Here is a 22,607-nt window from a genome sequence, read left to right on the forward strand (position 1 = left end):
CTCCGGTGGAGCGCCCTAACCCGCCGCCCCCGCCACGGGCAGGGTCAGGCGCAGCGTCAGCCCGCCGCCCGGGGTGGTCTCGGGCAGCAGCGAGCCCCCCATGGCCTCCATGAGCCCGCGCGAGAGCGCCAGGCCCAGCCCGAGCCCCGTGGATCCGTCGGTGTCCCCGAGCCGCTGGAAGGGCACGAACATGCGCTCGCGCTCGTGCTCGGGCACCCCCGGCCCGTGGTCGGTCACCAGCAGTTCCACCTGGTCGCCCGTCCAGGAGGCGGTGACCGAGGGCGGCCGGTCGGGCGGGCTGAAGCGCAGGGCGTTGCCCACCACGTTGGCCAGCACCCGCTCCAGCAGGCCGGGGTCTGCCGCGACCTCCGGCAGTTCCTCGGGCACCCGCACCCGCACGGCGCACCCCTGTCCGCCCAGGTCGTCCAGGACCGCGAACACCGACTCGCGCAGCGACAGGCCCGTGACCGTCACGCCCAGCACGCCCGCCTGGAGGCGGCTCATGTCCAGCAGGTCGGTCACCAGCCGGGTCAGGCGGTCCAGGGACTCGTCCGCCGTGGCCAGCAGTTCGGCCTGGACCTCCTCGCTGAAGCGCACCTCCCGGCTGCGCAGACTGGTCACCGACGCCTTGGCCGAGGCCAGGGGGGCACGCAGGTCGTGGCTGACCGCGGCCAGCAGCGCGGTGCGCATCCGGTCCGCCTCCGCCAGCGTCCCGGCCGCGGCCGCCTCCTGGGCCAGCCGCTCCTGGCGCAGCGCGACGGCGGCCTGCGCGGCGAAGGCCTCGATGATGCGCCGCTCGCCCGCGCGCGGCCGGTGCCCGTGCAGCACCAGGGTCAGCCCCTCGTCCACCGGCACGTCCGCGTCGGCCCCGCCCGGGGCCCCGCGGGGGCGCTCCCCGACGGAGGCGACCGCCTCCCACGCGGCCGGGTCGTTGCGGTGGTCGGGCCGGGAGGAGGCCTGCGGCCTGCGCTCCAGCAGGGCGACCGACTCCAGGGAGAAGGTCTCGCGCAGCCTCTCCAGCAGCGCCTCCAGGGGCCGCGAACCCCGCAGCACGCTTCCGGCCACCGTGGCCAGGGTCTGGGCCTCGGCGCTGGCCCGCGCCGCCTCGCGGGTGCGCCGCGCGGCCTGGTCGACCACCACGCTCACCGCCACGGCCACGAACACGAACACGACGAGGGTGAGCAGGTTGCCCGGCTGGTTGACCACGAGGGTCTCGTACGGCTCGGTGAAGAAGAGGTTGAGCACCACGAACCCGCTGAACGCCGCGGCCAGCGCGGGCCACAGCCCGCCGACCAGCGCCGTCGCCGTCACCGTGGCGAACACCAGCAGGATTCCGCCGCTGAGGTACTCCTCGCTGTGGGGGACTCCGGTGCTGAACACCAGCAGCGCCAGCGCGGTGAGCGCCAGCGCGTACCCCGCCAGCCTGCGGCGGCGCGAGACCGCGCCCGAGCGCGTCCGCCCGGAACCGCGCTCGGCCTCCTCCAGGGTGACCAGGTGGACGTCGATGGACTCCGACAGCGCCGCGGTGGCCGCGCCCACCCCCGGCCGCAGCAGACGGGCGAGCCTGCCCCGGCCGCTCGCGCCCAGCACCAGCTGGGTGGCGTCCGCCCCCTGGGCGAACGCGGTCAGCGCGGCGGGCACGTCCTCGCCCAGGACCTGGTGGTAGGTGCCGCCCAGGTCCTCCACCAGCACCCGCTGCCGGGCGAGCATGGCGGGGTCGGCGCCCACCGGGCCGTCGCCGAGCGCCACGTGCACGGCCAGCAGTTCGACCCCCTCGCCGCGCCCCGCGATCCGGGCGGCCCGGCGGATCAGCGCCTCCCCGCCGGGGCCTCCGCTCAGGCCCACGACCACGCGTTCGCGGGTCTGCCACGCCGGGGCCGCGCGGTGCCCGCCCCGGTGGCGCCTCAGCTCGTCGTCCACGCGTCCGGCCAGCCACAGCAGCGCCAGCTCGCGCAGGGCGGTCAGGGTGTCGACCCGGAACCGGTGGCCCAGCGCGGCGTCGATCCGGTCGGGGCCGTAGACGTTGCCGTGCGCGAGCCGCCGCCGCAGGGCCTCGGGCGTCATGTCCACGAGTTCGATCTGGTCGGCCCCGCGCACCCACGCGTCGGGTACGGTCTCGCTCTGGCGGGTGCCGGTGACGCGCTCGACGACGTCGTTGAGCGACTCCAGATGCTGCACGTCGAGCGTGGACAGCACCGTGATCCCCGCCTCCAGCAGGGCCTCGATGTCCTGCCAGCGCCGGGCGTTGCGCGCCCCGGGGGCGTTGGCGTGCGCGAGGTCGTCCACGAGGACGACCTGCGGGCGGCGGGCCAGCACGGCGTCCAGGTCCATCTCCTCCAGGCGGGCGCCCCGGTGGGTCAGGACCGCGCGCGGGACCGTCTCCAAGTCGTCCACCATTGCCTCGGTCATCGCCCGGCCGTGGCTCTCCACGAACCCGATGACCACGTCGGCGCCGCGGTCGCGGCGCCGGTGCGCCTCGTCCAGCATCCGGTAGGTCTTGCCGACACCGGGCGCCGCGCCCAGGTAGACGCGCAAGTGGCCGCGTGTCATCGTGTGCCCCCTTCCGGCCTCCCCATCCTGACTGGTCACGGAGGTGCTTTCGGACATTTCACTGCTAACGGGGCGCTAAATCCGGCGCCGGGGCCGGGAGGGAGCGTTAGCGTGCCTCTCGTACCGGCCGCGCCGCGCGGAGTCGTCGCGGCGCCGGTGCCGTCGCGACCTGCGGACACGGCGCCCGCACCGCCGCCGTCCGCCGACGCGGCGCGCCTAGCATCGTGAACGCGGGGCCCCGCCCGGGGCGTCCGAACGGGGGAGACACGGACCAGCATGGACACGGACACCGGCACCGGCGCGGACGGAGCGCCCTCGGTCCTGGTCGTCGACGACGACCCCCTCATCCGCAGGACGCTGGAGGTGAACCTGCGGGCCCGCGGCTACACGGCCTACCTGGCCGACACCGGTGAGCACGCGCTGCGGCTGGTGGCCCGCCACCGCCCCGACCTGCTCCTGCTCGACCTGGGCCTGTCCGGGATGGACGGCCTGGAGGTCCTGCGGGGGCTGCGCGGGTGGACGGACGTGCCGGTGGTCGTGCTCTCGGGGCGCGACACCGAGCCGATGAAGGTCCGGGCGCTGGACCTGGGCGCCGACGACTACGTCATCAAGCCCTTCGGGATGGACGAGCTGTTCGCCCGGGTGCGCGCGGCCATGCGCCGTTCCGCGGTGCCCGAGTACGCGGCGCCGGTGGTCACCGCCGACTTCACGGTGGACCTGGCCGCCAAGCAGGTCCTGCGCGGCGGTGAGCCGGTGCGGCTGACGCCGCGCCAGTGGCACATCGTGGAGGTGCTGGCGCGCAACCCCGACCGCCTGGTCACCCACAAGCACCTGCTCAACGAGGTGTGGGGGCCCGCGTACGGGCGCGAGACCAACTACCTGCGGGTGTTCATGACCAAGATCCGCCAGCGCCTGGAGCCGGACCCGCCCCGGCCGCGCTACTTCCTCACCGAACCCGGACTGGGCTACCGGTTCCGGCCCGGCGGTGGCGGCGCCTGGGGAGGGGCCGCCGGGGGAGCGTCCGGGTCGGAATGCTGTGAGAGCGGGCCGGAGGACCGGGAGGCCGGGGCGGGCGGCCTGGAATCCGGGGCGGGTAGCCGGGAGAACGGCCGGTGAGAACGGGAACCGGTCAGCACCCGACGGGCCCGCGGCGCCGGCGGGCCCCGCGGAACCCGGTCCGCGCCGGTGCCCGCGCGGACCGGAGACTGCGCGACCTGTCCGCATGGATCAAGCCGCCGCAGCTCACGGCGGCGGCCTTCGCCGCCCTGATCCTGGTCGGCGCGGGCCTGCTGTCGCTGCCCGCCGCCACCGGCACCGGGGAGCGCGCGCCCTTCGACACGGCCCTGTTCACCGCCACCTCGGCGGCCAGCGTGACCGGCCTGGCGGTGGTGGACACCGCCTCCTACTGGTCGGGGCTGGGCGAGGCGGTGATCCTGGCCCTGATCCAGGTCGGCGGGTTCGGCATCATGGCGCTGGCCACCGTCCTGACCCTGGTGGTCGGGCGGCAGCTCGGGCTGCGGATGGCGGTGCGCACCGGCTCGGAGGCCAAGGTGGTCACGCTGGGCGAGGTGCGCCAGCTGGTCACCGGGGTCCTGGTGGTGACGGTGGTGTTCGAGACGGCCCTGGCGGTGGCGCTGACGCTGCGCTGGTGGCTGGGGTACGGGCTGCCCCTGCCCGAGGCCGTCTACACGGGCGTCTTCCACGCCGTCTCGGCCTTCAACAACGCCGGGTTCGCGCTCTACGCCGACAGCCTCACGGGGTTCGCCGAGGACCCGTGGATCACGGTCCCGGTGGCCCTGGGGGTCCTGGCCGGAGGGCTCGGGTTCCCGGTGTGGGTGGAACTGTGGCGCTTCACCCGGCGCCGGGCCGAGCACCGCCACTGGACACTGCACGTGAAGATCACCCTGGTGATGACGGGGCTGCTGCTCGTGGTGGGGTTCGCGGCCTTCCTGGCCCTGGAGTGGACCAACCCGGCGACCATGGGCGGGCTCGACCTGCGCGGGAAGCTGCTCACCGCCTTCTTCCAGTCGGTGATGCCGCGCACGGCGGGCTTCAACAGCCTCGACTTCGGACAGATGAACACCCAGACGCTGCTGGTCACCGACATCCTGATGTTCGTCGGCGGCGGCAGCGCGGGCACGGCCGGGGGCATCAAGGTGACGACCTTCGCCGTGCTGGCCTTCGTGATCTACGCCAACGTGCGCGGTGAGCCCACGGTCCACGTGTCGGGCCGCCGCCTGGCCGAGGGCACCACCTCGCAGGCGACCACGGTGGTGCTGCTGGCGCTGGGCCTGGTGCTGGCGGGGACGCTGACGCTGATGACGATCACCCCGTTCACCCTGGACCAGATCCTGTTCGAGACGACGTCGGCCTTCGCCACGGTCGGGCTGTCCACCGGCATCACGGCCGATCTGCCGTTGCTGGGGCATGCGGTGCTGATGTTCTTGATGTTCGTGGGCAGGATCGGGCCGATCACGCTGGCCTCGGCCCTGGCGCTGCGCCGCCGCCCGCGCCTGTACGAGCTTCCCGAGGAGCGGCCGATCGTCGGTTGAGCGGTCAGCGGTGATCGTTCAGCCGTAGGCGCTGGCCAGCGCGCGGTCAGAGGTGAACGGTCAGCGGTGCACGGGACGCTGGAGCCGCGTCCCCGCTCCTGTCCGCTGTCGCGCCGGTGGCGGGCGCCGCTGCCGAGGGGCGTTTCACCCCTGCCGGGCGGGGGCGGCGGTGATCTCGGCGACGGTGGCCTTGGCCGTGCGCCCGGCGCCGATGAGGGTGGCCGACGCGGCACCGGTCCAGTCCCCGTAGCCCAGCAGGAACAGCCGGGGTTCGGCCACGGAGCGGGTTCCCTCCAGCGCGATCCGGCCCCGGTCGTCCACCAGCCCCAGCGGGGCCAGGTGGTCCAGCACCGGCCGGAACCCCGTGCACCACAGGACGGCGTCGCAGTCCAGGGCCGTGCCGTCGTTCCAGGCCACACCGGTGCGGGTGAGGCGGTCGAACATCGGCTCGGCCTTGAGCGCGCCGCGCTCGCGCGCCTCGCGGACCCTCGGCACCGCCACGATGTCCCCGAGGCCGCCGACGCCCTCCGGGGCCCGCTCGCCCCGCCGCGCCGCCCGCTGCGCGCGGGTGGCGATGTCGAACAGGGCGCGCCCGTCCAGGTCGTCGGGCATGAACCGGGGCGGGCGCGCGGTGGCCCAGGTGGTCTCGGCCACCTCGGACAGTTCGGCGAGGATCTGGGCCGCGGAGTTGCCGCCGCCCACGACCACGACCCGCTGCCCGGCGAACTCCTCCGGCCCCCGGTAGTCGACCGTGTGCAGCTGCCGGCCCGCGAACAGCTCCCGGCCCGGAGCGCCGGGGACGTGCGGCGCCCGCCAGGTGCCGGTGGCGCTGATGACGTGGCGGGCGCGCCAGACCAGCAGCGGGGGAGTCCCGGCGGGGGAGTCGGGGGAACCAGTGGAACCGCGGGAACCGGGAGCGGCCGGTGGGGGTCCGCCGCGCGTTCCCCCCTCCTGCCGCCCGCCGCCGTCCACGGGCCGCTCCGCCGCGGAGCGGGGCGTCCCCGACGGGAGCCCGCGCCCGGTCCCCTCCCGGGCGAGCACGCGCAGGGCCCCGTCCTCCCGTTCGACCGCCTCCACGCGGACCGGGCGGCGCACGGGAAGCTCGTAGCGGCGCTCGTACTCGGCCAGGTAGCGGGCCACGTGCCCCGCGCCGGGGTACTCCCGGCCCTCCTCGGCCGGCATCCACCAGCCCGGCAGCATGCTGTGCTCGGCGGGGGAGAACAGCCGCAGTGAGTCCCAGTACTCGGTCCAGGACCCGCCCGGCGCCTCACCCGCGTCCAGGACGGCGAAGTCGAGCCCGGCCCGCCGCAGGAAGTACCCCGCGGCGAGCCCGGCCTGCCCGCCGCCGACCACCACCACGTCGTGCACGTGTTCCGCGTCGTCCATCGTCCGTCCCCCCGTCAGCGGTGCCGCGGCGACCGCCGCGCCCGGGTTCAGCAGACGCTGTCGCCCGGCTTGGGCACTCCCAGACCGAACAGGCTGCGGGCCCGCAGCCCCGCCCAGGTCCCGGCCAGGGCGAAGACCGCCCACAGCCACCCGTGCAGGCTGCCCGAACCGATTCCGGCCAGGTAGGCGCCGATGTTGCAGCCGCCCGCCAGACGCGCGCCGATGCCCATGAGGATGCCGCCCAGGAGTCCGGCGGCGACCAGCTTCCAGCTCAGGCCGGTGTGCAGCTTCCACGCCCCGGCGGCGGCCGCGGCCACGGCGGCGCCGAGGATGATGCCGATGTTGGTCAGGCTGGTCTTGTCCTGGAGCACCGGACCGGCGAGCTGCGCGGCCTGCTGGGGCTGGTTCCAGAACGCCCAGGTCTCGGGGTGCGCGCCCACCAGCTGGAGCGCCTTGGCGCCCCACAGGTTGAAGGCGGAGGTGACGCCCCAGGCGCCGCCGGAGACCAGCAGCACCGCCGCGCCGAGCACCGACAGCACCAGGGCGCCGACGATCATGGGCCAGCTGCCCCGGACCACGCGCAGCAGGCCCCGCGCCGAGGGCGGCGTGCCCACGGGCGGCGGGACGCGGCGGTTCTGCACGAGGCGGGTGCCCACGACCACGGCCGCCAGCACGGCGATGGTGATCGCCCAGGAGCCGCCCCACCCGACGTGGTCGGAGAGCAGGAACGGCGGCAGCGCGGGCAGGTCGTTGACCAGCGGCCACGCGGCGCTGTAGATCACCGATCCCGCGATGAAGCCGACGAGGGTGATGACGATGGCCGACTGGCCGGAGCCGACCGCGAAGAGCGTGCCCGAGGCGCAGGCGCCGCCCAGCTGCATGCCGATGCCGAACAGGAACGCGCCCAGGAACAGGGCGATGCCGATCGGTCCGGCCGAGGCCTGCGGGTCGTTGCCGAACAACCCGGTTCCGGTGCCGATGACCAGGGCGAACAGGGTCGCGGTGGTGCCCAGCAGCACGGCGTGCGCGCGCAGGCCGGTGCCGTTGCCCACGGCGAGGAACTGCCGCCAGGCGGAGGTGAAGCCGAACCGGGAGTGGAACAGGGTGAAGCCCAGACCCGTGCCCAGGAGCAGCAGGACGGCGGGCAGCGCGCCGTGGGTGTTCCACACGTAGGCGGCCAGGCCCACGGCCACGGCCAGGGCGATGCCGAGCGGCCACCAGCGGACCGGTTCGGCCTCGGCCGCGCGGGGCTGGGGCACGGACAGGGCCGGGCGCCAGCCCAGGGACAGGGCGGACGGGACGGGCGCGGCGGCGGCGTCCGGTGCGGCGTCCGCGGGTGCGGGTTCGGAGGCGCCGGGAGGCGCGGAGGGGTGAGTGGTCACGGAGAAGCTGTCCAAACGGTGACGGAGCGGGTGTCGGCCGTGGCCGAACGGGGACGGGGACACCGGTACCGCGGGGACGCCGGGCGCGGAGGAGACCGCGCGCAGGGGGAGGGTGACGGGGCCCGGTCAGCGCACGCCGTCGCGGCACCGGCGGCGACAGAGTCCGTCGTCGGTGCTCGTCAGCGACATGGAGATGAGCACCATGCGCAGGAAGCGGGCTTTATCGGACACGGGGCTCAGTGTAGGACAAAGTCCGGCGGGGGTGAGGAGACCGTGACGAAGCGCACGGACGCGCGCCGGTCCGGGACGCGGTGTGTGTCGTCCCGGAACCGGTGACGCGTACCGGCTCGCGGAGGGGATTCGCGCGGAATTCGCGCGGAATCCGTGCCGGATGTGCGGAATCCGCCGGGCGGCGTCGTTCCTGGTGGGCGGGTGTCGGGGGCCTCTGGTGCCCGGTGTTCGCGGCGGGCGGCCGGGCGGGTCCGTGTTTACCCGGAGCAGGTCGGGTAGACAGGGGGTTGTGCACCTGCGCACCCCGCGGACCACGGGGGCGGCCTTCGCGGCCGTGAGGTCCCGGGGGCACGGCGCGGGTGCGGGGGCGGGCGCCCACGGGGGTGAGCGCGCGGCCCGCGCCGGACCTCCGCTATCGGGGGATTCGAGAGGGTCCGGCGAGACGCGGGAGCCCCCGCGCGATCCGGTCGCGTGGGGGCTTTTCCCTTTCCGGAAGGCGGCTTGGCCACCACGTGTATTTACTGAGAGTTGCTGTATAACCACTCTTGGTGAACACTGGATGTGTTCCGCCGCCGCGGCCCGCCCGCGCGCCTCCGTCCGAGAAGGAAGAACCCTCCCCGTGCCCGTGAACCTGACGCGTGCCGCCCTCGCCGCGACCGCCGCCCTGACCCTGGCCGGACTGGCCGGTGCCCCCGCCCTGGCCGACGAGGCCACCGCCGAGCCCACCACGGAGCCCTCCTGCGGCAGCCCCCTGGTACTGCTCTCGCCCGGTGCGCAGGTCGAGGGCAGCAGCTGCTCGGTGGTGAGCACGGTCGATCAGGAGCTCCAGAGCCTCGGCCCGGGCGGCCTGCTGCCCAGCGTGCCCGACATGTACAGCATGCCCGGCACCGGCTGGGGCTGATCGCGGGCTCAGTCCTCCTCCGCGTGCCGGGGCACCACGACCACGGGCACCGGCGAACTGTGCATCACGCCCTGGCTGACCGACCCCAGCAGCACGCCGCGCACACCGCCCCGGCCGCGCGAGCCCACGACCACCAGGTCGGCCTCGGCGGCCGCCTCCACCAGTGCGTCCACCGGGTTGCGCTGGGTGCGCACGGCGGAGATGTCCACGTCGGCGGTGGAGTCGTCCATCACCTCGGCCAGCACACCCGAGACGAGTTCCTCGGACTGGCGTTCCAGCAGGTCGTCGGGCGGGGTCCACCCCGACTCGGTGAGGGAGGCGGTGGCGAAGGGCAGCGGGACCTCCCAGCTGTGCACCACCACGACCGAGGAGCCCTCCTGGAGCGCGGCCCGGTGCAGGGCGAAGTCCAGCGCGCGCCGGGAGTCCACCGAGCCGTCCACGCCGACCGCGATCCGCAGCGGTTTCGGCGGTCGCGGCGCGCGTCCCTCGGTGTCGGGGACGACGACCACCGGGCAGAGCGCCTTGGCGGCCAGCCGCATTCCGGCCGCACCCGCGAGCACCGAGCGCACCGGACCCATACCACGCGAGCCCACGACCACCAGGTCCCCGTGGCCGGTGCGGTGCAGCAGCGCCAGCGGCGGTTCCTCCAGCCCCAGCGCGGTCTCCACCCGCAGCCCCGGCCGCAGCGAGCGCACGTGCTCGACGGCCTCCTCCAGGAGGCGGCGGCCCTGGGCGGTCATCTCCTCGGTGGGAGGGAAGCGGGTGGGACCGGCGTAGACCGACATCACCAGCGGCATGGACAGGGCGTGCACGACGTACAGGGGGAGCTGCCTGAGCTCGGCCTCCGCCGCGGCCCACTCCAGGGCTCCGCGCGCCGACGCCGATCCGTCGACGCCCACCGCGACCTTGGGAGAGGGGATCGGGTCATCGGGCATGGTTTCCTGCCTTCTCGTCGCGGGACGTGTTCTGCGGGAGGTGGACTCCTCCCACCGCAGAGCGTGCCCTACGGCGGGGGTCCGCACCCGCCGCGGCGGCGGTGTGGCGCGAAAAACGTCCGCCTTCCCACGTGGTTCCCCTACCCGGGCCGCCCGCCCGGACGCACCGGTGTGAGCGGTGGGGGATGAGCGCTGCCGTGTGCTGCGTGAGGATGTACGCCGAGGCCAAGGGCGTTTTCCCCAGTTCCGCAGTTCCGCGCACGCGGAGGTGGACTGGTCTTCTGGGGGAGCGTGACAGGGGCGCCCGACCCTCGCGGGCGCCCATGTCCGCATTCGGCCACGGCCCCCGCGCCACTGCCGGGTACATCCCCGTGTGGAGGTGGTCATGTCAGGCAACTGCCCAGCGGGCCAGCACGACTGGCAATCCGGTCCGAACGGTACGGCCAAGTGCAGCAGATGCGGAGCGATCAGCTCGAAGAACTACTGACCACCGACCTCGCAGGCCGGGGGGTGGCAGTCCACACAGTCCTCCCGGCACTCGCCGTAGTTCGTCATCGACATCGACTTGCACCGTGTGCACAGCAACCGCTTCCCGCCCGGCGGGTCGTGCCGCCACTGGTGGTGGCCCCGGCGGCAGATCCCGGACGGTTGGATACGGGTGCGGTCTGTGGAGGTCTCCATGGATGCTCACCGTAGCCGTGACGAGACAGGCGGGGAAGGCCAATCGGCCACAACCCCCTCTCGCCCCCTCACTCAGGCTCCGCGCACGCGGAGATGGACCAGAGCCTCAGCAGTATCCCCCGACACTGACAGGAGCCACCCGTGGCCCAGTGCTCCATGTGTAAAGGTGAAGGCACCGTAGTAATCGAGTCCGACGGAGACGGCAGCGGCGGCGGTTGGACACACCGCCAGGTGGTCACGTGCAGCGGTTGCAAGGGAACGGGGGAGACGTGACGGATGACCTCGACGGGCTTCACGCCGCCCTGGTGGAGCGCCTGGACACCACCGCCACGATCCGCGACGCGTTCGCGGCCCACCCCCGGCACCTGTTCATCCCCGACCTGGTCTGGCCCGACGCGACCGGCCTGCCCCTGCACCGGACATCTGCGCCTGACCGGTGGACGCGTCTGGTGTACGGCTCCGACGCGGTCACCACCCAGGCCAACGACGGCGGTCCGGGGCCGCGCAACGAACCCAGTTCCTCGTCGTCAGCGCCCCAGGTGATGGCGGACATGATCGCCGCGGCCGGAATCAGCGAGGGCATGCGGGTGCTGGAGGTCGGCACCGGCACCGGGTGGAACGCCGCGATCCTGGCCTCCCTCGTGGGGGAGAAGGGGTCTGTCACCAGCATCGAGATCGACCCCGGTGTGGCCGCCCTGGCGCGGGAACGGCTGACCGGAACCGGGGTCACCGTTCGCACCGCCGCCGAGCCGCCTCCCGGGGAGGTGTACGACGCGGTCATCGCCACCTGCGCGGCGACCCGGATACCGGGCGCGTGGCTCGCCGCTGCTGAGGGCGCGGTGCTCGTGCTTCCCTGGAGTCCGCACCCGGCGGCCCACAGTACGCCGATCGTCGCCCTTGCCGTGCGCGAGGGGCGCGGGTCGGGGCCGTTCGTGCGCGAGGCCGCGTTCATGCGCGACCGCACACAGCGCGCGGGTGACCTTCCCTTCCCCGGTCTCGGGCGGAAACCGACTCCGGTCGCCGACTTTCCCGTCGGATCGGTGGAACTCATCGGTTCGGGGATGATGACCCAGCTGATGTTGATGATGCCCGGGGTTCGTCTGGGAACAGGGCTGCGGCCCTTCCGGGGTGAGCCCGGCCGGATCGTGTGGATGGGCGTCGGGCAGGCGTGGGCGTACGTGTGGCCGGACGGCACCGTCACCGGCGGCGGTGATCGTGCCTTGGGTGAGGAATTGGGCCACGCGTACCGGCTGCTGCGGGGTGCCGGGTCCCCAGGGCTGGAGAGCTTTGACCTGGAAGCCGTTACCGGTCAGGACTCCTGCCGGGTGGTGTGTGCGGCCCTGGGGCAGCACTGGGATCACCCCGTGTCGTCCTGAGCTTCTCGCCGTGCTCGTCCTGCTCTTCAGGGCTGTTTCTCCGGCTCGGTGAGCCTGTGATCGAAGGTCAGGTTTGGAACGCCTGTGTGCCCGGCGCAGGAGTTCGAGGACGCCGGAAGGGCTACGGGAGGCAGTGAAGATGAGCGCCGCCGTGCGCTGTGTGAGGATGTACGTCGATGCTGAGAGCGCCCAGCATGTCCCAGGCCAAGGTTGCGGCGAGATAACGGCCCGCGTTTTCGCAGGTCGTTAAGCGTGAGCCCCGCGCACGCGGGGATGGACCGGCGGCCACGGTCCGGGACTTCCTCCGCGAGCGGTGAGCCCCGCGCACGCGGGGATGGACCGCTGACCCGCTACCAGCTGTTCTTTCGGATCGTGTGAGCCCCGCGCACGCGGGGATGGGCCGGTGACCGTGAGTGGCCACTGTGCGTTCGTGGCAAAGCGCGGTGCCATCGGGGCGGCGGACGCAGAGAGCCCCACCTCCCGAGAAAGAGGTGGGGTTTTTCGCTGTGCCCGAGGTCAGGCGGCTGGGTTCTCCGTCATGCCGAGCTGCCTGAGGTCGAGGCGCTCGGCGCGGCGCGCGAGCAGGTACAGGTGCCCCGATGTCCGATCCATCTCGCGGATGAGCGTGAACCCCTGCCCCTGGTAGTACTTCGCCAGTTCGGGGAAGAAGCATCCTTGCCGTACCCACTGGCGTTCCTCTCTCGCTGCCCGGTCCACCGCCCACAGGTCGATCAGGGTGCCCGGCTTGTGCTCCCGGTAGTCGGGGTGGGTGCAGGTGGAGAACAGGTAAAGGCTCGGCTCGTCGGCCTCGTCGGGGGTCCAGTCCTTCGGCGGCGCGTGCTCGGTCACCGTCGTGCACCCGATGATGCGACCTTCGCCTTCGAGCACCCACATGAACCCGGCCGCGGCCTGCCCGGCAAGATCGGCGACGGCCTCGCGCCACGACTCCAGTCCGCGCTCCTCCATCCAGTCGCAGCGCGCGGTGATGACCGATGCGACTGCGGGGGTGTCGGCCTCGGTGGCGGGACGCATGGTGAACATGGTCGGGGTCCTCTCTCAGCGCAGGAACGCGGTCGCGGACAGGTGCAGGCTCAGGACTTCCAGGAGCTTCGACTCCCGCTCCTCCTGGTAGTGCTCGGCGGTCAGCCGTTCGGCCGCGGCCCGCAGCTCATCGGGGTCGACCAGCCCGTCATCGAACAGGGGTGACCCGTCGGCCAGCATACGGGCGAACAGGGGCGGCGCATGGGAGATCAGGGCGTGCTGGATGACCTCCGCGAAGGACTCCCGCTCCACCTGGTGCACGACGTCGTCGCTCATCCCGAGCGCCCGCAGGCGGCGCCGTTGAAGCTGCTTCAGCTCTCGCCAGGCGAAGGGAAGCTGCTCGCCGAGTTCGACCATGTCGGGGTCGGCGAACGGGTGCACCGGCCACAGCCCTTCTCGCAGCAGGGCGGGCGCGGCGCTCTCCAGCGACAGCAGCGTCATGGAGTTGACCCGCGCCGGGGGCGCGATGCCGTCGTCGGCGAACTCCAACACGGCGCGGGCGCGCGGCCCGACCCAGGGCAGGACCAGGGCGTCGGTGATCTCGCCGAGCCCTTGGTGGGGCTCTTCCTCCTGGGTGAGGGCGACCATCTCATCCCCGCCCAGGCCGGTCACCACGGTGCGGGCGCAGGTCTGGGCGATGGCGTGCGCCATCAGGGTGAACGGGTGGTGTAGCGGGTCCTCGTAAGGGTTGACCACGTCGCCGCTCACCCACCGGCAGCCGGGCGCCAGCGGTGGGTGCTCCATGGCGTCGAGGGTGATGTCGGGGTTGGCGAAGTGCACGCGGGAGCGCATCTCGGCGCGGCGCCGGATCTGCTGTGCGCGCCCCGGGCCGCCGATCAGCAGGGTGGCGGTGGGGAACCGGTCGGGGTGGCGCTCGGCCGCGCGGGTGGCCACGGTACCCGAGTCGAACCCGCCGGTCAGGTGGAACAGGGTGGTGTCATGCGCCCAGGGGCGGCGGTCCATCGCAGTGTCCATAGTCGCGACGAACGCGCCCAGGACATCGGCGTCCGGGGCCAGCTCACGGGGGGTCCGGTGCAGGGCGGGCTCGGGGTAGGTGATCCACAGGGACCCGCCGAAGTGCGCGGTCGCGCGTTCGGTGAGCCGGTGCACGCCCCGGTACAGGGTCTCGGCGGAGTACCGGGGCCGGTAGATCAGCAGCCGGGCGGCTTCCTTGGGGTTGATGCCGGTGGCGTGGCCGCGAAGGTCGGCCATGGCCCAGGACCCGACCAGGGTCGTGTCGGTGGAGGCCAGGTACAGGGGCGTGGTCCGGGCCGCCCCTGCGGTGACGCGCACCGGCAGGCCGGGCTCGGTCTCGATGAGGACGACGTCGGTCGGCCAGCCCGCGACGGCGTCGCGCGCCTGGTCGTACTCGGCGGGCGTAAGGGTCCGGACACCGGGGTCGCAGGCCGGGCGGTCGGCGACGCGCTCGCGGACCACGAGCAGGGTCCGGCGGCCGTCAGTCGCGGCCAGGTGCTCGACCATCGGGTGGTCGAAGGGGGTGACCGTGCTGCGCTGGTCGAGGGTGCTGTAGCACGCCCCGGACCAGGCCCAGGTCGGATTCTCCGTGTAGGGGGTCAACTGCAATCGCAACATGGGGTGCTCCAGGGCGTGCGTTCAGCGGAACAGGTGAAGGTTGCTACCGGCGGTTGGTGTCGTAGGTGTGCGCGGCGTCGCTGCTGCCCGAGCACTTCTTGTACTCGTGGCTCTGCGCGGGGGTCTGCACGACGGCGCGCGGGGACGCGAGGAACAGGCCGTCCGCCTGCTCACTCTTGCTCGGGGGTGGGGGAGTGAAGTCGTTCACGCTTCTCCTTGTGGTGCGTGGGGAGTGGTGATCCCCGTGCGGGGGCCACCACTTGTTATTGCCCGAAGGACAGGGGCTGTGCGTGGTGCGCTATTCGCACTTTTCGCACTGCTTTCCGTTGCCGGGTCCGCCGCATCCGCTGCATACCGCCATCGGGAGTACCTCCTTTCTTGGTCGGAGAGGTGGCCTGCACGGCCGGGCAGCATGTGCGCTCGGCCGTGCGGTGCTCAGAGGGGCCGCCCACTCCAGCTGCGTAGCGGCCCCGTGGCCACCCTGTGGGGGTGGTTTTGTGTGGGCCCTGGCGCCCAGAGGCCGGGTCACGGGGGATGGTTTGGAGCCCGCGCGGTCGGATGGACCGCGCACATCACCCGCCTGGTCCGGCTCGTACCGGTGAGCCCCGCGCACGAGGGGGTTCCACACCGGACCCTCCCGGTGAGCCCCGCGCACGCGGGGATGGGCCTGTCTTGGGAAACTCCCGCCTGGTGGGGTGCGGTCTCGGTACGCTCGCCGGGACGGTGGTGCCGAGACGCGAGGGGGCCTGTGGTGCGGGAGATCGAGACGAAGTACCGGGTGGCCGACCTCGAAGCGCTGCTGGCCGCGCTCAAGGAAGCCGGGGTGCGCATGAGCGACCCCGCCTACCAGGACGACCAGGCCTACGCCCCCGCTGGCTGGCGGCCGGAGCTGGGCCAGGTCGGCCACACCTTCGCCCGTCTGCGCACCCAGGACAGCGTGCACCTGCTCACCACGAAGACTCCGCTGGCCAACGCCATGGAGTGCGTGGAGTACGAGACCATCGTCGCCGACCGCGAGCAGATGCACGGGGCCCTGCTGGCGCTGGGCTACGAACCCACGGTGCGCATCGTCAAGCACCGTCGCACCGGCACCACAGGGCCCATCGGGGTGTGCGTGGACTTGGTCGAGGGCCTGGGCGCCTTCATCGAACTGGAACTGGTGGTCGACGACGACCGCGACGGCCTGACCGCCCAGGCCGAACTCGACGCGTGGGCGCGAGGGCTCGACGCGGCCCTGGAACGCATCACCGACACCTACGACACCCTCGTGCGCGCCGCGACGGACTGAGGGCTTCAGGTGGTGGGGGCGGGTTCGTCTGGTTGGTTGAGGAGGGTGGCGATGTGTTCTTTGGGGTAGCGGCGTGCTCCGCCGGGGGTGCGGAAGGGTTTGAGGACGTTGTCCCATTGGCCTCGGTGGAGGCTGCGGGGGCGGATGTTGAACAGGGCGGCGACTTCGCTGGGGGTGAGGACGTCGGGGCGGCCGTCGAGGAGGTAGCTGTAGTCGGGCATGAGGGGCTTTCCGTGTCCGGTGTTGTGTGAGTGGTCGATCGGGTGGCCCCGCCTCCCCGGGGAAGGGGGAGGCGGGGCTTCGGGCTGGTGCGCAGGGCACCGGCCCCGGTCCGCGCCGTCACGGGGGAGGGCGCGGAGGCCGAAGGGTGGCCAGGGGCGCGTGGGCTACCAGGGGAAGACGGCGCGGACGGTGATCGCGCCGCAGGAGTGCTGTTTCCAGTCCCAGTAGGAGCACAGGGCCTCGACCAGGCGCAGGCCGTTGCCGCCGACCCGGAGGGGGTCGGGGTCGGGCACGGCCGGGAAGCTGGGTTGTTCTCCGGGGCGGGGGCCGTTGTCGGTGACGCGGAGTTCGATGTGGCGTGGGGTGCGTTCGATTTCCACGCGGATGCTGCCTCCGGGAAGCCCGGAGGCCGAGTGACGCAGGGTGTTCGTGACCAGCTCGGAGACGGTGATGCCGACGGGTTCGGCCAGGCTGGGGCGGGAGCGGGTGGCCTGGACGGCCCAGCGGCGGGCGATCTTGACGTGGCCGAGTTCGGGGCCGAGCAGAATGCCTGAGTTGGTGGCGGTTCCGCACAGTCGGCGTGGAAGTGCCGGCGCCTGGACGATAGGCTTGTTCATGTCTCACCTCGGGGCTTTCCGGGTGGGGCACTCTGCCTCGGAGACCGCTCTCACCTTCGGCCTCCGGGGCTTTTTCATGCCCTTGTGGATATTTCGCCCGATATGGGCTGCGAAGCTTTCTGTATTTGCTTCGTCATGAACCTTGCCAACTGGTCTGCCTTCGGCGCTATGCTTACCACTGAAGACGGTAAAACTTCTATGGCTAGTGGTAGGTCCGGTTAGCCTGGTGGTGAAATGGCGCAAGAAGAAGATGGAGACGAGGCTGCTCGGCTTCGTTTCGGGAAGCTCATCAGGAAACTCCGAAGTCAGGCCGGGCTTTCTCAGCAGGAACTCGCTGACCTGGCCGTGATCTCACAGAGCGCCGTCAGTGATTTGGAACTGGGGAAAAAGGGGACACGGAGAGACCCAGTAGTACGTCTCGACAATGCTCTTACCGCTCGGGGTGTGCTCGTGGACGCATGGGACGCGGTGTTCTCCGGAACCGGGATGACCGCGTATTTCCGCGAGGCGGCCGAGGCCGAGCAGGCGGCAACGACGATCCGCGACTACTCCCTGGGGCTGGTGCCTGGCTTGTTCCAGGTTGAGGAGTACGTCCGGGCGATCAGTGAACTCGCTGAGCCAGACGCTACTCCCGAAGTCATCGACCAGATCGTGAACGCACGACAACACCGTCAGCAGATCCTGGAGCGCTCGCATCCTCCGAAGATCACGATGCTCCTGGATGAGGTGGTGCTGTTGCGTCGCTTCCGGAACCCAGAGGTGATGGATGCTCAGATCAGCCATCTGATCAACCAGTCCTACCGTCCGCGCGTGAACATTCAGCTCGTGCCAATCGCAGCCGAGGGGCATGCGGGTCTGGGCGGGTCCTTTACGCTGATGGCTGTACCTGGAAACGGGGCGTTCGTGTACGTCGAGAGCCAGCAGACCGGGGTGTCGCTGAAGCAGCCTGAGGTTGTGGCACGCTATGACCGAACGTTTGCGGAGTTGAGGAGCGCCGCGTTGCCGGTATCGGTGTCACGGTCCCGCATGGAAGAGATTCGAGGCAGCATCACATGATGACCGAGGACTGGAGCAAGTCCAGCTACAGCAACGGCAGCGGCGGCCACTGTGTGGAGGCCCGTCGTGACCAGGCGGCCGTCCTGGTCCGCGACACCCAGAACCGGCCGCTCGGCCACCTGACCGCCCCGACTGCCGAGTGGACCGCCCTGTTGAGTGCGGTACGCGGTCGGTAACGCCAGCCCCTGAACGGATCCCTCATGGCAGAGATTCGAGGCATGATCGCATGATGACCGAGGACTGGAGCAAGTCCAGCTACAGCAACGGCACCGGTGGCAACTGCCTGGAAGCCCGTCGTGACCAGGCCGCCGTCCTGGTCCGCGACACCCAGAACCGGCCGCTCGGCCACCTCGCGACCCCCACCGTCGAGTGGACGGCCCTGGTCAGCGCCGTTCGCGCCCAGTAGTCCACAGACACGACCGGCCCCGCCCAGACGAACCGGGCGGGGCCGCTCACTGTCCCGCCGCGTAGTCCCGGGGCGATGACCCCAGCACGCGCAGGAACATCGTGGAGAACGCCGACGGGCTCTCGTACCCCAACCCCATCGCCACCCTGGTCACCGGTTCACCCCGGGCCAGCAGCGGCAGCGCGTGCAGCACGCAGGCCCGCTGCCGCCACCGCGCGAAGCTCATCCCCGTCTCCGCCCGGAAGAGCCGGTGCACCGTCCGCTCGCTGACGTGTAACCGCCCCGCCCACCGCGCGGGCGGATCGTGCACGTCCGGCGCCCCGAGGAACTCCTCGCACATCGCCCTCAACCCCTCGTGCCCGGGCAGCGGCAAGTCCAAAGGCAGCGGCACGAGCCGACGCAGTTCGTGCAGCACCAGCGCGAACACCGCCGCGTCCCTGCCGTGCGGGGAGTAGCGCGGATCCAGGTCCACCGCCGTCAACAGCAGTTCCCGGAGCAGCGGCGATACCTCCACCACCTGGCAGCGCCCCGGGAACCACGCGACCGCGCTCGGTTCCAGGTACAGGCTGCGCGTGCTCACCCCCGTCATGACCACCCGATGGTCGGTCCCGGCCGGAATCAGCACGGCCCGGTGCGGCGGCACGGTCCACTCCCCGTCCGCCGTCTGGACCCGCATCACCCCCGTCGCCCCGTAGAGGAACTGCGCCCGCCGGTGCCGGTGGGCGGGCAGCACGTGCTCGGGCGGGTAGTCGGTGCCGATCGCCAGGACGGGCCGGTCGATGGAGTCCACCTCGGCGACGGGGATGTTGCGCATGGGGTGGACGCTACCGGTGTTGTCCGCTGCACGAAGGATGGTGGCCTTCTTTCGAAAGCGCGCCAGCCACCGCCTGCCTAACGTGGTCGGGGTGCTCACCTTCGTCCTTCCCCTGCTCGCCCTGGGCCTGCTGACCGGCGTCACCACCGTCCTGTTCGGCTTCGGCGGCGGCTTCGTGGTCGTCCCCGTCGTCTACTACGTCACCCGCGCCCAGGCCGACCCCGGCGTGGACCCGATGGCCGTGGCCGTGGCCACCTCCACCGCCGTGATGGTCGTCAACGCGCTCAGCGCCACCCTCTCCCAGCACCGGGCCGGGCGGCTGCGCCGCGACTACGTGTGGCCGCTGGCCGCCTACATCGGCGTCGGCGCGGTGCTGGGCTCTCTGGCAGCCACGGTCGTCGGGGGAGGGGCCCAGCGCGTGCTGTTCATCGCCTACATCGCCGTCACCCTGCTCGACACCCTCCTGCGCAAGGGCTTCCTGACCCGCGACCCCGACGCCGGACCCCGCCTGCTGGGGCGGCGCACCACCACGGCGGGCGGTGTCGGTATCGGCGCGGTGACCAGTTTTCTCGGCGTGGGCGGCAGCGTCATGACCGTCCCCCTGCTGCGCCGTAGGGGCCTGCCGATGGGGGAGGCGACCGCGATGGCCAACCCGCTCAGCCTTCCCGTCGCGGTGGCGGGTACGGCGGTGTACGTGCTGTTCGGCGACGGAGGAGGCGCCGGGCCCGGCCATCTGGGCTCGGTGGACCTCGTGGCCGGGGCCCTCCTGCTCGCCGGGTCGCTGCCCGCCATCGCCGTCACCCGCCGCCTGGTGGGCCGGATGCCCGACCGGGTGCACGCGGTCTCCTACGTCGTGCTGCTGGCGGTCGTCCTGGCGGCCTTCCTGTTCGTGTGAACGTTCGGCCGCGGGGCGGTCCCGCCGCTGGCCCTACCGCCGCGTACCGCTGGCCACCGGGGCGGTCCGGCGGAGGGGCCGCACCGGCGCCCGGGGGTGCGTGTCGGTGCCCGGTCCCCATACCACCTGCGGAAATACTGGCCGTATGGATCTTGAGGGAGCCCGAGTCCTGGTGGCCGGGGCCACGGGCGTACTCGGCGGACACATCAGCAGGGCACTGAACCGGGAGGGCACGCGGGTCGTGCTCGCCGGACGAGACGAGGAGGCGCTCGACGCGCTCTCGCGGGAACTCGACGGGTCCTCCACGGCCACGTTCGAGGCGGCCGACACCGAGGGCTGCGCGGCGCTCGTGCGCCGCACCGCCGAGGAGCAGGGCGGTCTGGACGGACTGGTCATCGCCTTCGGCGTCGTGGCCTTCGACACCGGCACCGGCTCCGAGGGCGGCATCGAGGACGCCGCGGTCGAGAAGATGTTCCAGGTCAACACGCTCGCGCCGATGGCGATGCTGCGCGCGGCAATCGACGCGGTCAAGCCCGGCGGGGCGGTGGCGGCGGTCACCGCCGTGACCGCCGAGTACCCGACCCACGGCATGGCGGCCTATTCGGCCAGCAAGGCCGCCCTGTCGGCCTGGCTGACCGCCGCCCGCGCGGACTACCGCGCCAGGCACGTCGCGGCCCTGGACGTGCGCGCGCCGCACATGGACACCGGTCTCGCCGACCGCCCCCTGGCTGGGACCGCGCCCGGGAACCTGCCCGAGCCCCACCCCGTGGACGAGGTGGTGGACGCGATCGTGCGGGCACTGCGATCCGACGCCAGGTCGGTGGCCTTCGACCCCCGGGAACGGGAGCTCGACGTCCGGTAGCCGGTGGCTCCTTGCCCGTCGGCTGCCGGGCTGCTGAGTTGCGGGGCTGCGGGGCTGCGGGGCGGGCTCCGCGCGGTGCCCGCCAGCGGCCGGGAGAAGGCCCGAGCCCTGTACCGTGCCTGGGTGCCCGGCTGGTCAGGTGGCCGGGTTGCGGGGCGGGCCCGCAACTATGCGCTGTCCGGCGGCCGAGGGCGTGTTCCCGGGCCGCCGCCCTGTGCCAGGGTTCGGCTATGAGCCCCCGACCCTTTGCCCATCCCCCTGCTTCCCCCCGGTCCGACGAACCGGCCCTCACCGCGCTGGGCGCCCTGGTGGACCGCTCCGTCATCGAGATCGCCGAGGCCGCAAGCGATGCGCGGACGTTCGACCGCGAGACCGTCCGGGCCGTCTCCGACCTGTGGGACAACGCCGTTGTGCCCCTGTTCCGGGCCGCGACGGGCCTCCCCGGGCCGGAGCGGGAACGGCGCGCCCGCGCCGCCCTGGAGTGGACGGTACGCCTGCGGCCGACGCGCTGGGATTGGATGGTGGAGCAGGCCGCACTGTGCGGGCACCGCCTCGACGCGCTCGTCCAGCCCCCGCCCGTGTACTTCGCCAGGCCCTACCGCGACTACCGGGGCAAGATCCGTCCGGCGTACTCCCGGTGGGCGCCGCAGACGCTGGCCGACCTGGCGGACGACTACGCACTGGGCGCCGCCACCCTGCGCCACGTGCGGATCGAACGGGAGGGCGCCCGCCTGTGCGGGTTCCTGATCCTCGAACTGGCCCGCTCCTACGACCCCGGTGACAGCGCTCCCGGCGGCCCGCCCACGCTCGACGTGCACCTGGAGGACCTGACCGGGGTGGACGTGGACACCGACTCGGCACACGGAGTGCGTCTGGAATCCGACGCGCGCGGGGTCGTGATCGGCCTGGGAAACGGGGGAGTGCTGCGGGCCCGGTCGGCCTCGCTGCGGCTCGCCGACGGCTCCTGGCACCTGTCGGGGGCCGGCCGCCGCGCCGATGCGCGGACCCCGCCCCACGAGGACGGGTCCCGGCCCGCCCAGCCGCCGCAGGAGGGAAGGGTGGAGGGCTCCGCCTGGGGCGCGGCGACCTTCCTGGGCTGGGCCATGTTGACGATCCGCAGGGTCCGCTATCCCGGTGAGGTCGCGCGCGTGCCGGTGGACGCGTACTGCCGTGCCCTGGAGGGGGCCGGGCGGGACGTCCTGGCGGCGGGGACCCTGCGGCCGCGGCGGCGCGAGGCCGCGTTCCGTGCCCTGACCGCCGAGTGGCTGCGGCGTGGCGGAACCGATCTGGCAGCGGACTGGAGAATGCTTCTTCGAGGTGTCCCGGACGCCGGGGAGCTGGCTCGGAGCATGCGCGACGAACTGCTCGCGCGGGGAGAGGCCCCGTACGCCCCCGTCATGCCCCGGGAGGTCACCGGACTCCCGGAACGGGCCGCGTTGCGCATGGTCTCCTGCACGGCCGAGCACACGGACGGGCGCGTCCGCCGCGAGGCCGGTGCCATGGCACACCTGGCCGTGCCCGGCCAGGACAGGGACGGGCCGTGGCGGATGCGCGTGCTGACCGCGACCGACCCCGTCCGGCTGCGGGTGCGGACCCCGGCCTTCGACGGGACCGGCCGCGTCCGCGTGGACCGGGACGGGGGCGTGCGGGAGACCCTCGCGGTGGACGCGGACGCCCTGTGCCTGGACGCCCGCGCCTGGGTCCAGGAAACCCCGCCGCGCTGACCCGAGGGGCGCGGTCCGGCGGGAGGGGGCGTGCCTCGGCGGAGTGTTCGCCGCCGTGCGGCGGTGCGCCGCTCCCGCCTCCGCTCGGTGTTCTC

22 protein-coding genes are annotated in these 22,607 nt (G+C 72.8%); 11 read left to right on the forward strand and 11 right to left on the reverse strand.

Going from position 1 to position 22,607, the window contains the following annotated elements:
* Nucleotides 1-15 precede the first annotated feature (15 nt).
* Nucleotides 16-2,550: a sensor histidine kinase gene (locus tag AC0VX6_RS11945; RefSeq protein WP_475468619.1), complete on the reverse strand. Its 2,535-nt coding sequence runs from the start codon at nt 2,548-2,550 to the stop codon at nt 16-18.
* A gap of 276 nt (nt 2,551-2,826) precedes the next feature.
* Between AC0VX6_RS11945 and AC0VX6_RS11950 the strand changes: the two genes are divergently transcribed.
* On the forward strand, nt 2,827-3,666 hold the full coding sequence (locus tag AC0VX6_RS11950) for a response regulator (protein ID WP_475468621.1): 840 nt from the start codon (nt 2,827-2,829) through the stop codon (nt 3,664-3,666).
* The gene (locus AC0VX6_RS11955; RefSeq protein ID WP_475468623.1) at nt 3,663-5,102 is read left to right on the forward strand and encodes a TrkH family potassium uptake protein; all 1,440 of its coding nucleotides are present in this window, start codon (nt 3,663-3,665) and stop codon (nt 5,100-5,102) included. Before AC0VX6_RS11950 ends, AC0VX6_RS11955 begins: the two co-directional genes overlap by 4 nt.
* A 144-nt stretch (nt 5,103-5,246) precedes the next feature.
* Here the strand turns inward: AC0VX6_RS11955 and AC0VX6_RS11960 are convergent, their stop codons facing one another.
* Both AC0VX6_RS11960 and AC0VX6_RS11965 read right to left on the reverse strand, forming a co-directional pair.
* On the reverse strand, nt 5,247-6,488 hold the full coding sequence (locus AC0VX6_RS11960; protein WP_475468624.1) for an FAD-dependent oxidoreductase: 1,242 nt from the start codon (nt 6,486-6,488) through the stop codon (nt 5,247-5,249).
* Nucleotides 6,489-6,535: 47 nt separating this feature from the next.
* Nucleotides 6,536-7,870 (reverse strand): YeeE/YedE family protein, encoded by a 1,335-nt coding sequence (locus tag AC0VX6_RS11965; protein ID WP_274977589.1) that lies wholly within the window; start codon nt 7,868-7,870, stop codon nt 6,536-6,538.
* 850 nt (nt 7,871-8,720) lie between these two features.
* Here AC0VX6_RS11965 and AC0VX6_RS11970 point away from each other — a divergent pair.
* Nucleotides 8,721-9,002, forward strand: coding sequence for a hypothetical protein (locus AC0VX6_RS11970; RefSeq protein WP_475468626.1), 282 nt, complete (start codon nt 8,721-8,723; stop codon nt 9,000-9,002).
* 8 nt (nt 9,003-9,010) lie between these two features.
* Here AC0VX6_RS11970 and AC0VX6_RS11975 read toward each other — a convergent pair whose 3' ends face one another.
* Both AC0VX6_RS11975 and AC0VX6_RS11980 read right to left on the reverse strand, forming a co-directional pair.
* Nucleotides 9,011-9,937 carry a universal stress protein gene (locus AC0VX6_RS11975; protein WP_274977591.1) on the reverse strand — a complete coding sequence of 309 codons (927 nt, stop codon included), beginning with the start codon at nt 9,935-9,937 and terminating at the stop codon, nt 9,011-9,013.
* Nucleotides 9,938-10,417: 480 nt separating this feature from the next.
* On the reverse strand, nt 10,418-10,618 hold the full coding sequence (locus AC0VX6_RS11980; RefSeq protein WP_212640230.1) for a hypothetical protein: 201 nt from the start codon (nt 10,616-10,618) through the stop codon (nt 10,418-10,420).
* A 269-nt stretch (nt 10,619-10,887) separates the two neighbouring features.
* On the opposite strand from AC0VX6_RS11980, the gene AC0VX6_RS11985 reads away from it, so the two are divergent.
* Nucleotides 10,888-11,994 (forward strand): protein-L-isoaspartate O-methyltransferase family protein, encoded by a 1,107-nt coding sequence (locus tag AC0VX6_RS11985; protein ID WP_475468629.1) that lies wholly within the window; start codon nt 10,888-10,890, stop codon nt 11,992-11,994.
* 516 nt (nt 11,995-12,510) lie between these two features.
* On the opposite strand, the gene AC0VX6_RS11990 is transcribed toward AC0VX6_RS11985, so the two are convergent.
* The 3 genes from AC0VX6_RS11990 to AC0VX6_RS12000 are packed head-to-tail and all read right to left on the reverse strand — an operon-like array spanning nt 12,511 to nt 14,836.
* On the reverse strand, nt 12,511-13,035 hold the full coding sequence (locus tag AC0VX6_RS11990; RefSeq protein ID WP_274977594.1) for a GNAT family N-acetyltransferase: 525 nt from the start codon (nt 13,033-13,035) through the stop codon (nt 12,511-12,513).
* Between the two features lie 15 nt (nt 13,036-13,050).
* A complete protein-coding gene (locus tag AC0VX6_RS11995; protein ID WP_475483718.1) occupies nt 13,051-14,628 on the reverse strand; it encodes an asparagine synthase-related protein in 1,578 nt (525 codons plus the stop codon).
* 43 nt (nt 14,629-14,671) lie between these two features.
* The gene (locus AC0VX6_RS12000) at nt 14,672-14,836 is read right to left on the reverse strand and encodes a hypothetical protein (protein WP_274977596.1); all 165 of its coding nucleotides are present in this window, start codon (nt 14,834-14,836) and stop codon (nt 14,672-14,674) included.
* Between the two features lie 543 nt (nt 14,837-15,379).
* Between AC0VX6_RS12000 and AC0VX6_RS12005 the strand changes: the two genes are divergently transcribed.
* Nucleotides 15,380-15,916 carry a class IV adenylate cyclase gene (locus AC0VX6_RS12005; RefSeq protein WP_475468634.1) on the forward strand — a complete coding sequence of 179 codons (537 nt, stop codon included), beginning with the start codon at nt 15,380-15,382 and terminating at the stop codon, nt 15,914-15,916.
* Nucleotides 15,917-15,921: 5 nt separating this feature from the next.
* Here AC0VX6_RS12005 and AC0VX6_RS12010 read toward each other — a convergent pair whose 3' ends face one another.
* Nucleotides 15,922-16,137: a helix-turn-helix domain-containing protein gene (locus tag AC0VX6_RS12010; RefSeq protein ID WP_475468636.1), complete on the reverse strand. Its 216-nt coding sequence runs from the start codon at nt 16,135-16,137 to the stop codon at nt 15,922-15,924.
* 165 nt (nt 16,138-16,302) lie between these two features.
* Entirely contained in the window at nt 16,303-16,755 is a 453-nt protein-coding gene (locus tag AC0VX6_RS12015; protein WP_475468638.1) for an ATP-binding protein, read from the reverse strand.
* 234 nt (nt 16,756-16,989) lie between these two features.
* Here AC0VX6_RS12015 and AC0VX6_RS12020 point away from each other — a divergent pair, with 234 nt between their 5' ends.
* From AC0VX6_RS12020 to AC0VX6_RS12030, 3 genes are read left to right on the forward strand one after another with little or no spacing between them, the layout of a single operon-like run.
* Nucleotides 16,990-17,811, forward strand: a complete 822-nt coding sequence (locus AC0VX6_RS12020; RefSeq protein WP_475468640.1) for a helix-turn-helix domain-containing protein — start codon at nt 16,990-16,992, stop codon at nt 17,809-17,811.
* The gene (locus tag AC0VX6_RS12025; protein WP_475468642.1) at nt 17,808-17,987 is read left to right on the forward strand and encodes a DUF397 domain-containing protein; all 180 of its coding nucleotides are present in this window, start codon (nt 17,808-17,810) and stop codon (nt 17,985-17,987) included. Before AC0VX6_RS12020 ends, AC0VX6_RS12025 begins: the two co-directional genes overlap by 4 nt.
* A gap of 50 nt (nt 17,988-18,037) precedes the next feature.
* The gene (locus AC0VX6_RS12030; RefSeq protein WP_274977601.1) at nt 18,038-18,217 is read left to right on the forward strand and encodes a DUF397 domain-containing protein; all 180 of its coding nucleotides are present in this window, start codon (nt 18,038-18,040) and stop codon (nt 18,215-18,217) included.
* A 46-nt stretch (nt 18,218-18,263) separates the two neighbouring features.
* Here AC0VX6_RS12030 and AC0VX6_RS12035 read toward each other — a convergent pair whose 3' ends face one another.
* Nucleotides 18,264-19,031 carry an AraC family transcriptional regulator gene (locus tag AC0VX6_RS12035; RefSeq protein ID WP_475468644.1) on the reverse strand — a complete coding sequence of 256 codons (768 nt, stop codon included), beginning with the start codon at nt 19,029-19,031 and terminating at the stop codon, nt 18,264-18,266.
* Nucleotides 19,032-19,113: 82 nt separating this feature from the next.
* Between AC0VX6_RS12035 and AC0VX6_RS12040 the strand changes: the two genes are divergently transcribed.
* The 3 genes from AC0VX6_RS12040 to AC0VX6_RS12050 all read left to right on the forward strand — a co-directional run bounded on the left by AC0VX6_RS12040 (nt 19,114) and on the right by AC0VX6_RS12050 (nt 22,512).
* Nucleotides 19,114-19,926, forward strand: a complete 813-nt coding sequence (locus AC0VX6_RS12040; RefSeq protein ID WP_475469320.1) for a sulfite exporter TauE/SafE family protein — start codon at nt 19,114-19,116, stop codon at nt 19,924-19,926.
* Between the two features lie 145 nt (nt 19,927-20,071).
* Nucleotides 20,072-20,788 (forward strand): SDR family NAD(P)-dependent oxidoreductase, encoded by a 717-nt coding sequence (locus AC0VX6_RS12045; protein WP_475468646.1) that lies wholly within the window; start codon nt 20,072-20,074, stop codon nt 20,786-20,788.
* A 230-nt stretch (nt 20,789-21,018) separates the two neighbouring features.
* Nucleotides 21,019-22,512 (forward strand): hypothetical protein, encoded by a 1,494-nt coding sequence (locus AC0VX6_RS12050; protein ID WP_475468648.1) that lies wholly within the window; start codon nt 21,019-21,021, stop codon nt 22,510-22,512.
* The last annotated feature ends 95 nt before the right edge of the window (nt 22,513-22,607 follow it).

This window comes from Nocardiopsis sp. iso_25, assembly GCF_056173305.1.

What these genes read in the sequence shown, in the direction of transcription:
- AC0VX6_RS11945 (WP_475468619.1), bottom strand. Translation starts at nt 2,550, where the DNA reads ATGACACGCGGCCACTTGCGCGTCTACCTGGGCGCGGCGCCCGGTGTC.
- AC0VX6_RS11950 (WP_475468621.1), top strand. Translation starts at nt 2,827, where the DNA reads ATGGACACGGACACCGGCACCGGCGCGGACGGAGCGCCCTCGGTCCTG.
- AC0VX6_RS11960 (WP_475468624.1), bottom strand. Translation starts at nt 6,488, where the DNA reads ATGGACGACGCGGAACACGTGCACGACGTGGTGGTGGTCGGCGGCGGG.
- AC0VX6_RS11975 (WP_274977591.1), bottom strand. Translation starts at nt 9,937, where the DNA reads ATGCCCGATGACCCGATCCCCTCTCCCAAGGTCGCGGTGGGCGTCGAC.
- AC0VX6_RS11980 (WP_212640230.1), bottom strand. Translation starts at nt 10,618, where the DNA reads ATGGAGACCTCCACAGACCGCACCCGTATCCAACCGTCCGGGATCTGC.
- AC0VX6_RS11990 (WP_274977594.1), bottom strand. Translation starts at nt 13,035, where the DNA reads ATGTTCACCATGCGTCCCGCCACCGAGGCCGACACCCCCGCAGTCGCA.
- AC0VX6_RS11995 (WP_475483718.1), bottom strand. Translation starts at nt 14,628, where the DNA reads ATGTTGCGATTGCAGTTGACCCCCTACACGGAGAATCCGACCTGGGCC.
- AC0VX6_RS12010 (WP_475468636.1), bottom strand. Translation starts at nt 16,137, where the DNA reads ATGCCCGACTACAGCTACCTCCTCGACGGCCGCCCCGACGTCCTCACC.
- AC0VX6_RS12015 (WP_475468638.1), bottom strand. Translation starts at nt 16,755, where the DNA reads ATGAACAAGCCTATCGTCCAGGCGCCGGCACTTCCACGCCGACTGTGC.
- AC0VX6_RS12020 (WP_475468640.1), top strand. Translation starts at nt 16,990, where the DNA reads ATGGCGCAAGAAGAAGATGGAGACGAGGCTGCTCGGCTTCGTTTCGGG.
- AC0VX6_RS12025 (WP_475468642.1), top strand. Translation starts at nt 17,808, where the DNA reads ATGATGACCGAGGACTGGAGCAAGTCCAGCTACAGCAACGGCAGCGGC.
- AC0VX6_RS12030 (WP_274977601.1), top strand. Translation starts at nt 18,038, where the DNA reads ATGATGACCGAGGACTGGAGCAAGTCCAGCTACAGCAACGGCACCGGT.
- AC0VX6_RS12035 (WP_475468644.1), bottom strand. Translation starts at nt 19,031, where the DNA reads ATGCGCAACATCCCCGTCGCCGAGGTGGACTCCATCGACCGGCCCGTC.
- AC0VX6_RS12045 (WP_475468646.1), top strand. Translation starts at nt 20,072, where the DNA reads ATGGATCTTGAGGGAGCCCGAGTCCTGGTGGCCGGGGCCACGGGCGTA.
- AC0VX6_RS12050 (WP_475468648.1), top strand. Translation starts at nt 21,019, where the DNA reads ATGAGCCCCCGACCCTTTGCCCATCCCCCTGCTTCCCCCCGGTCCGAC.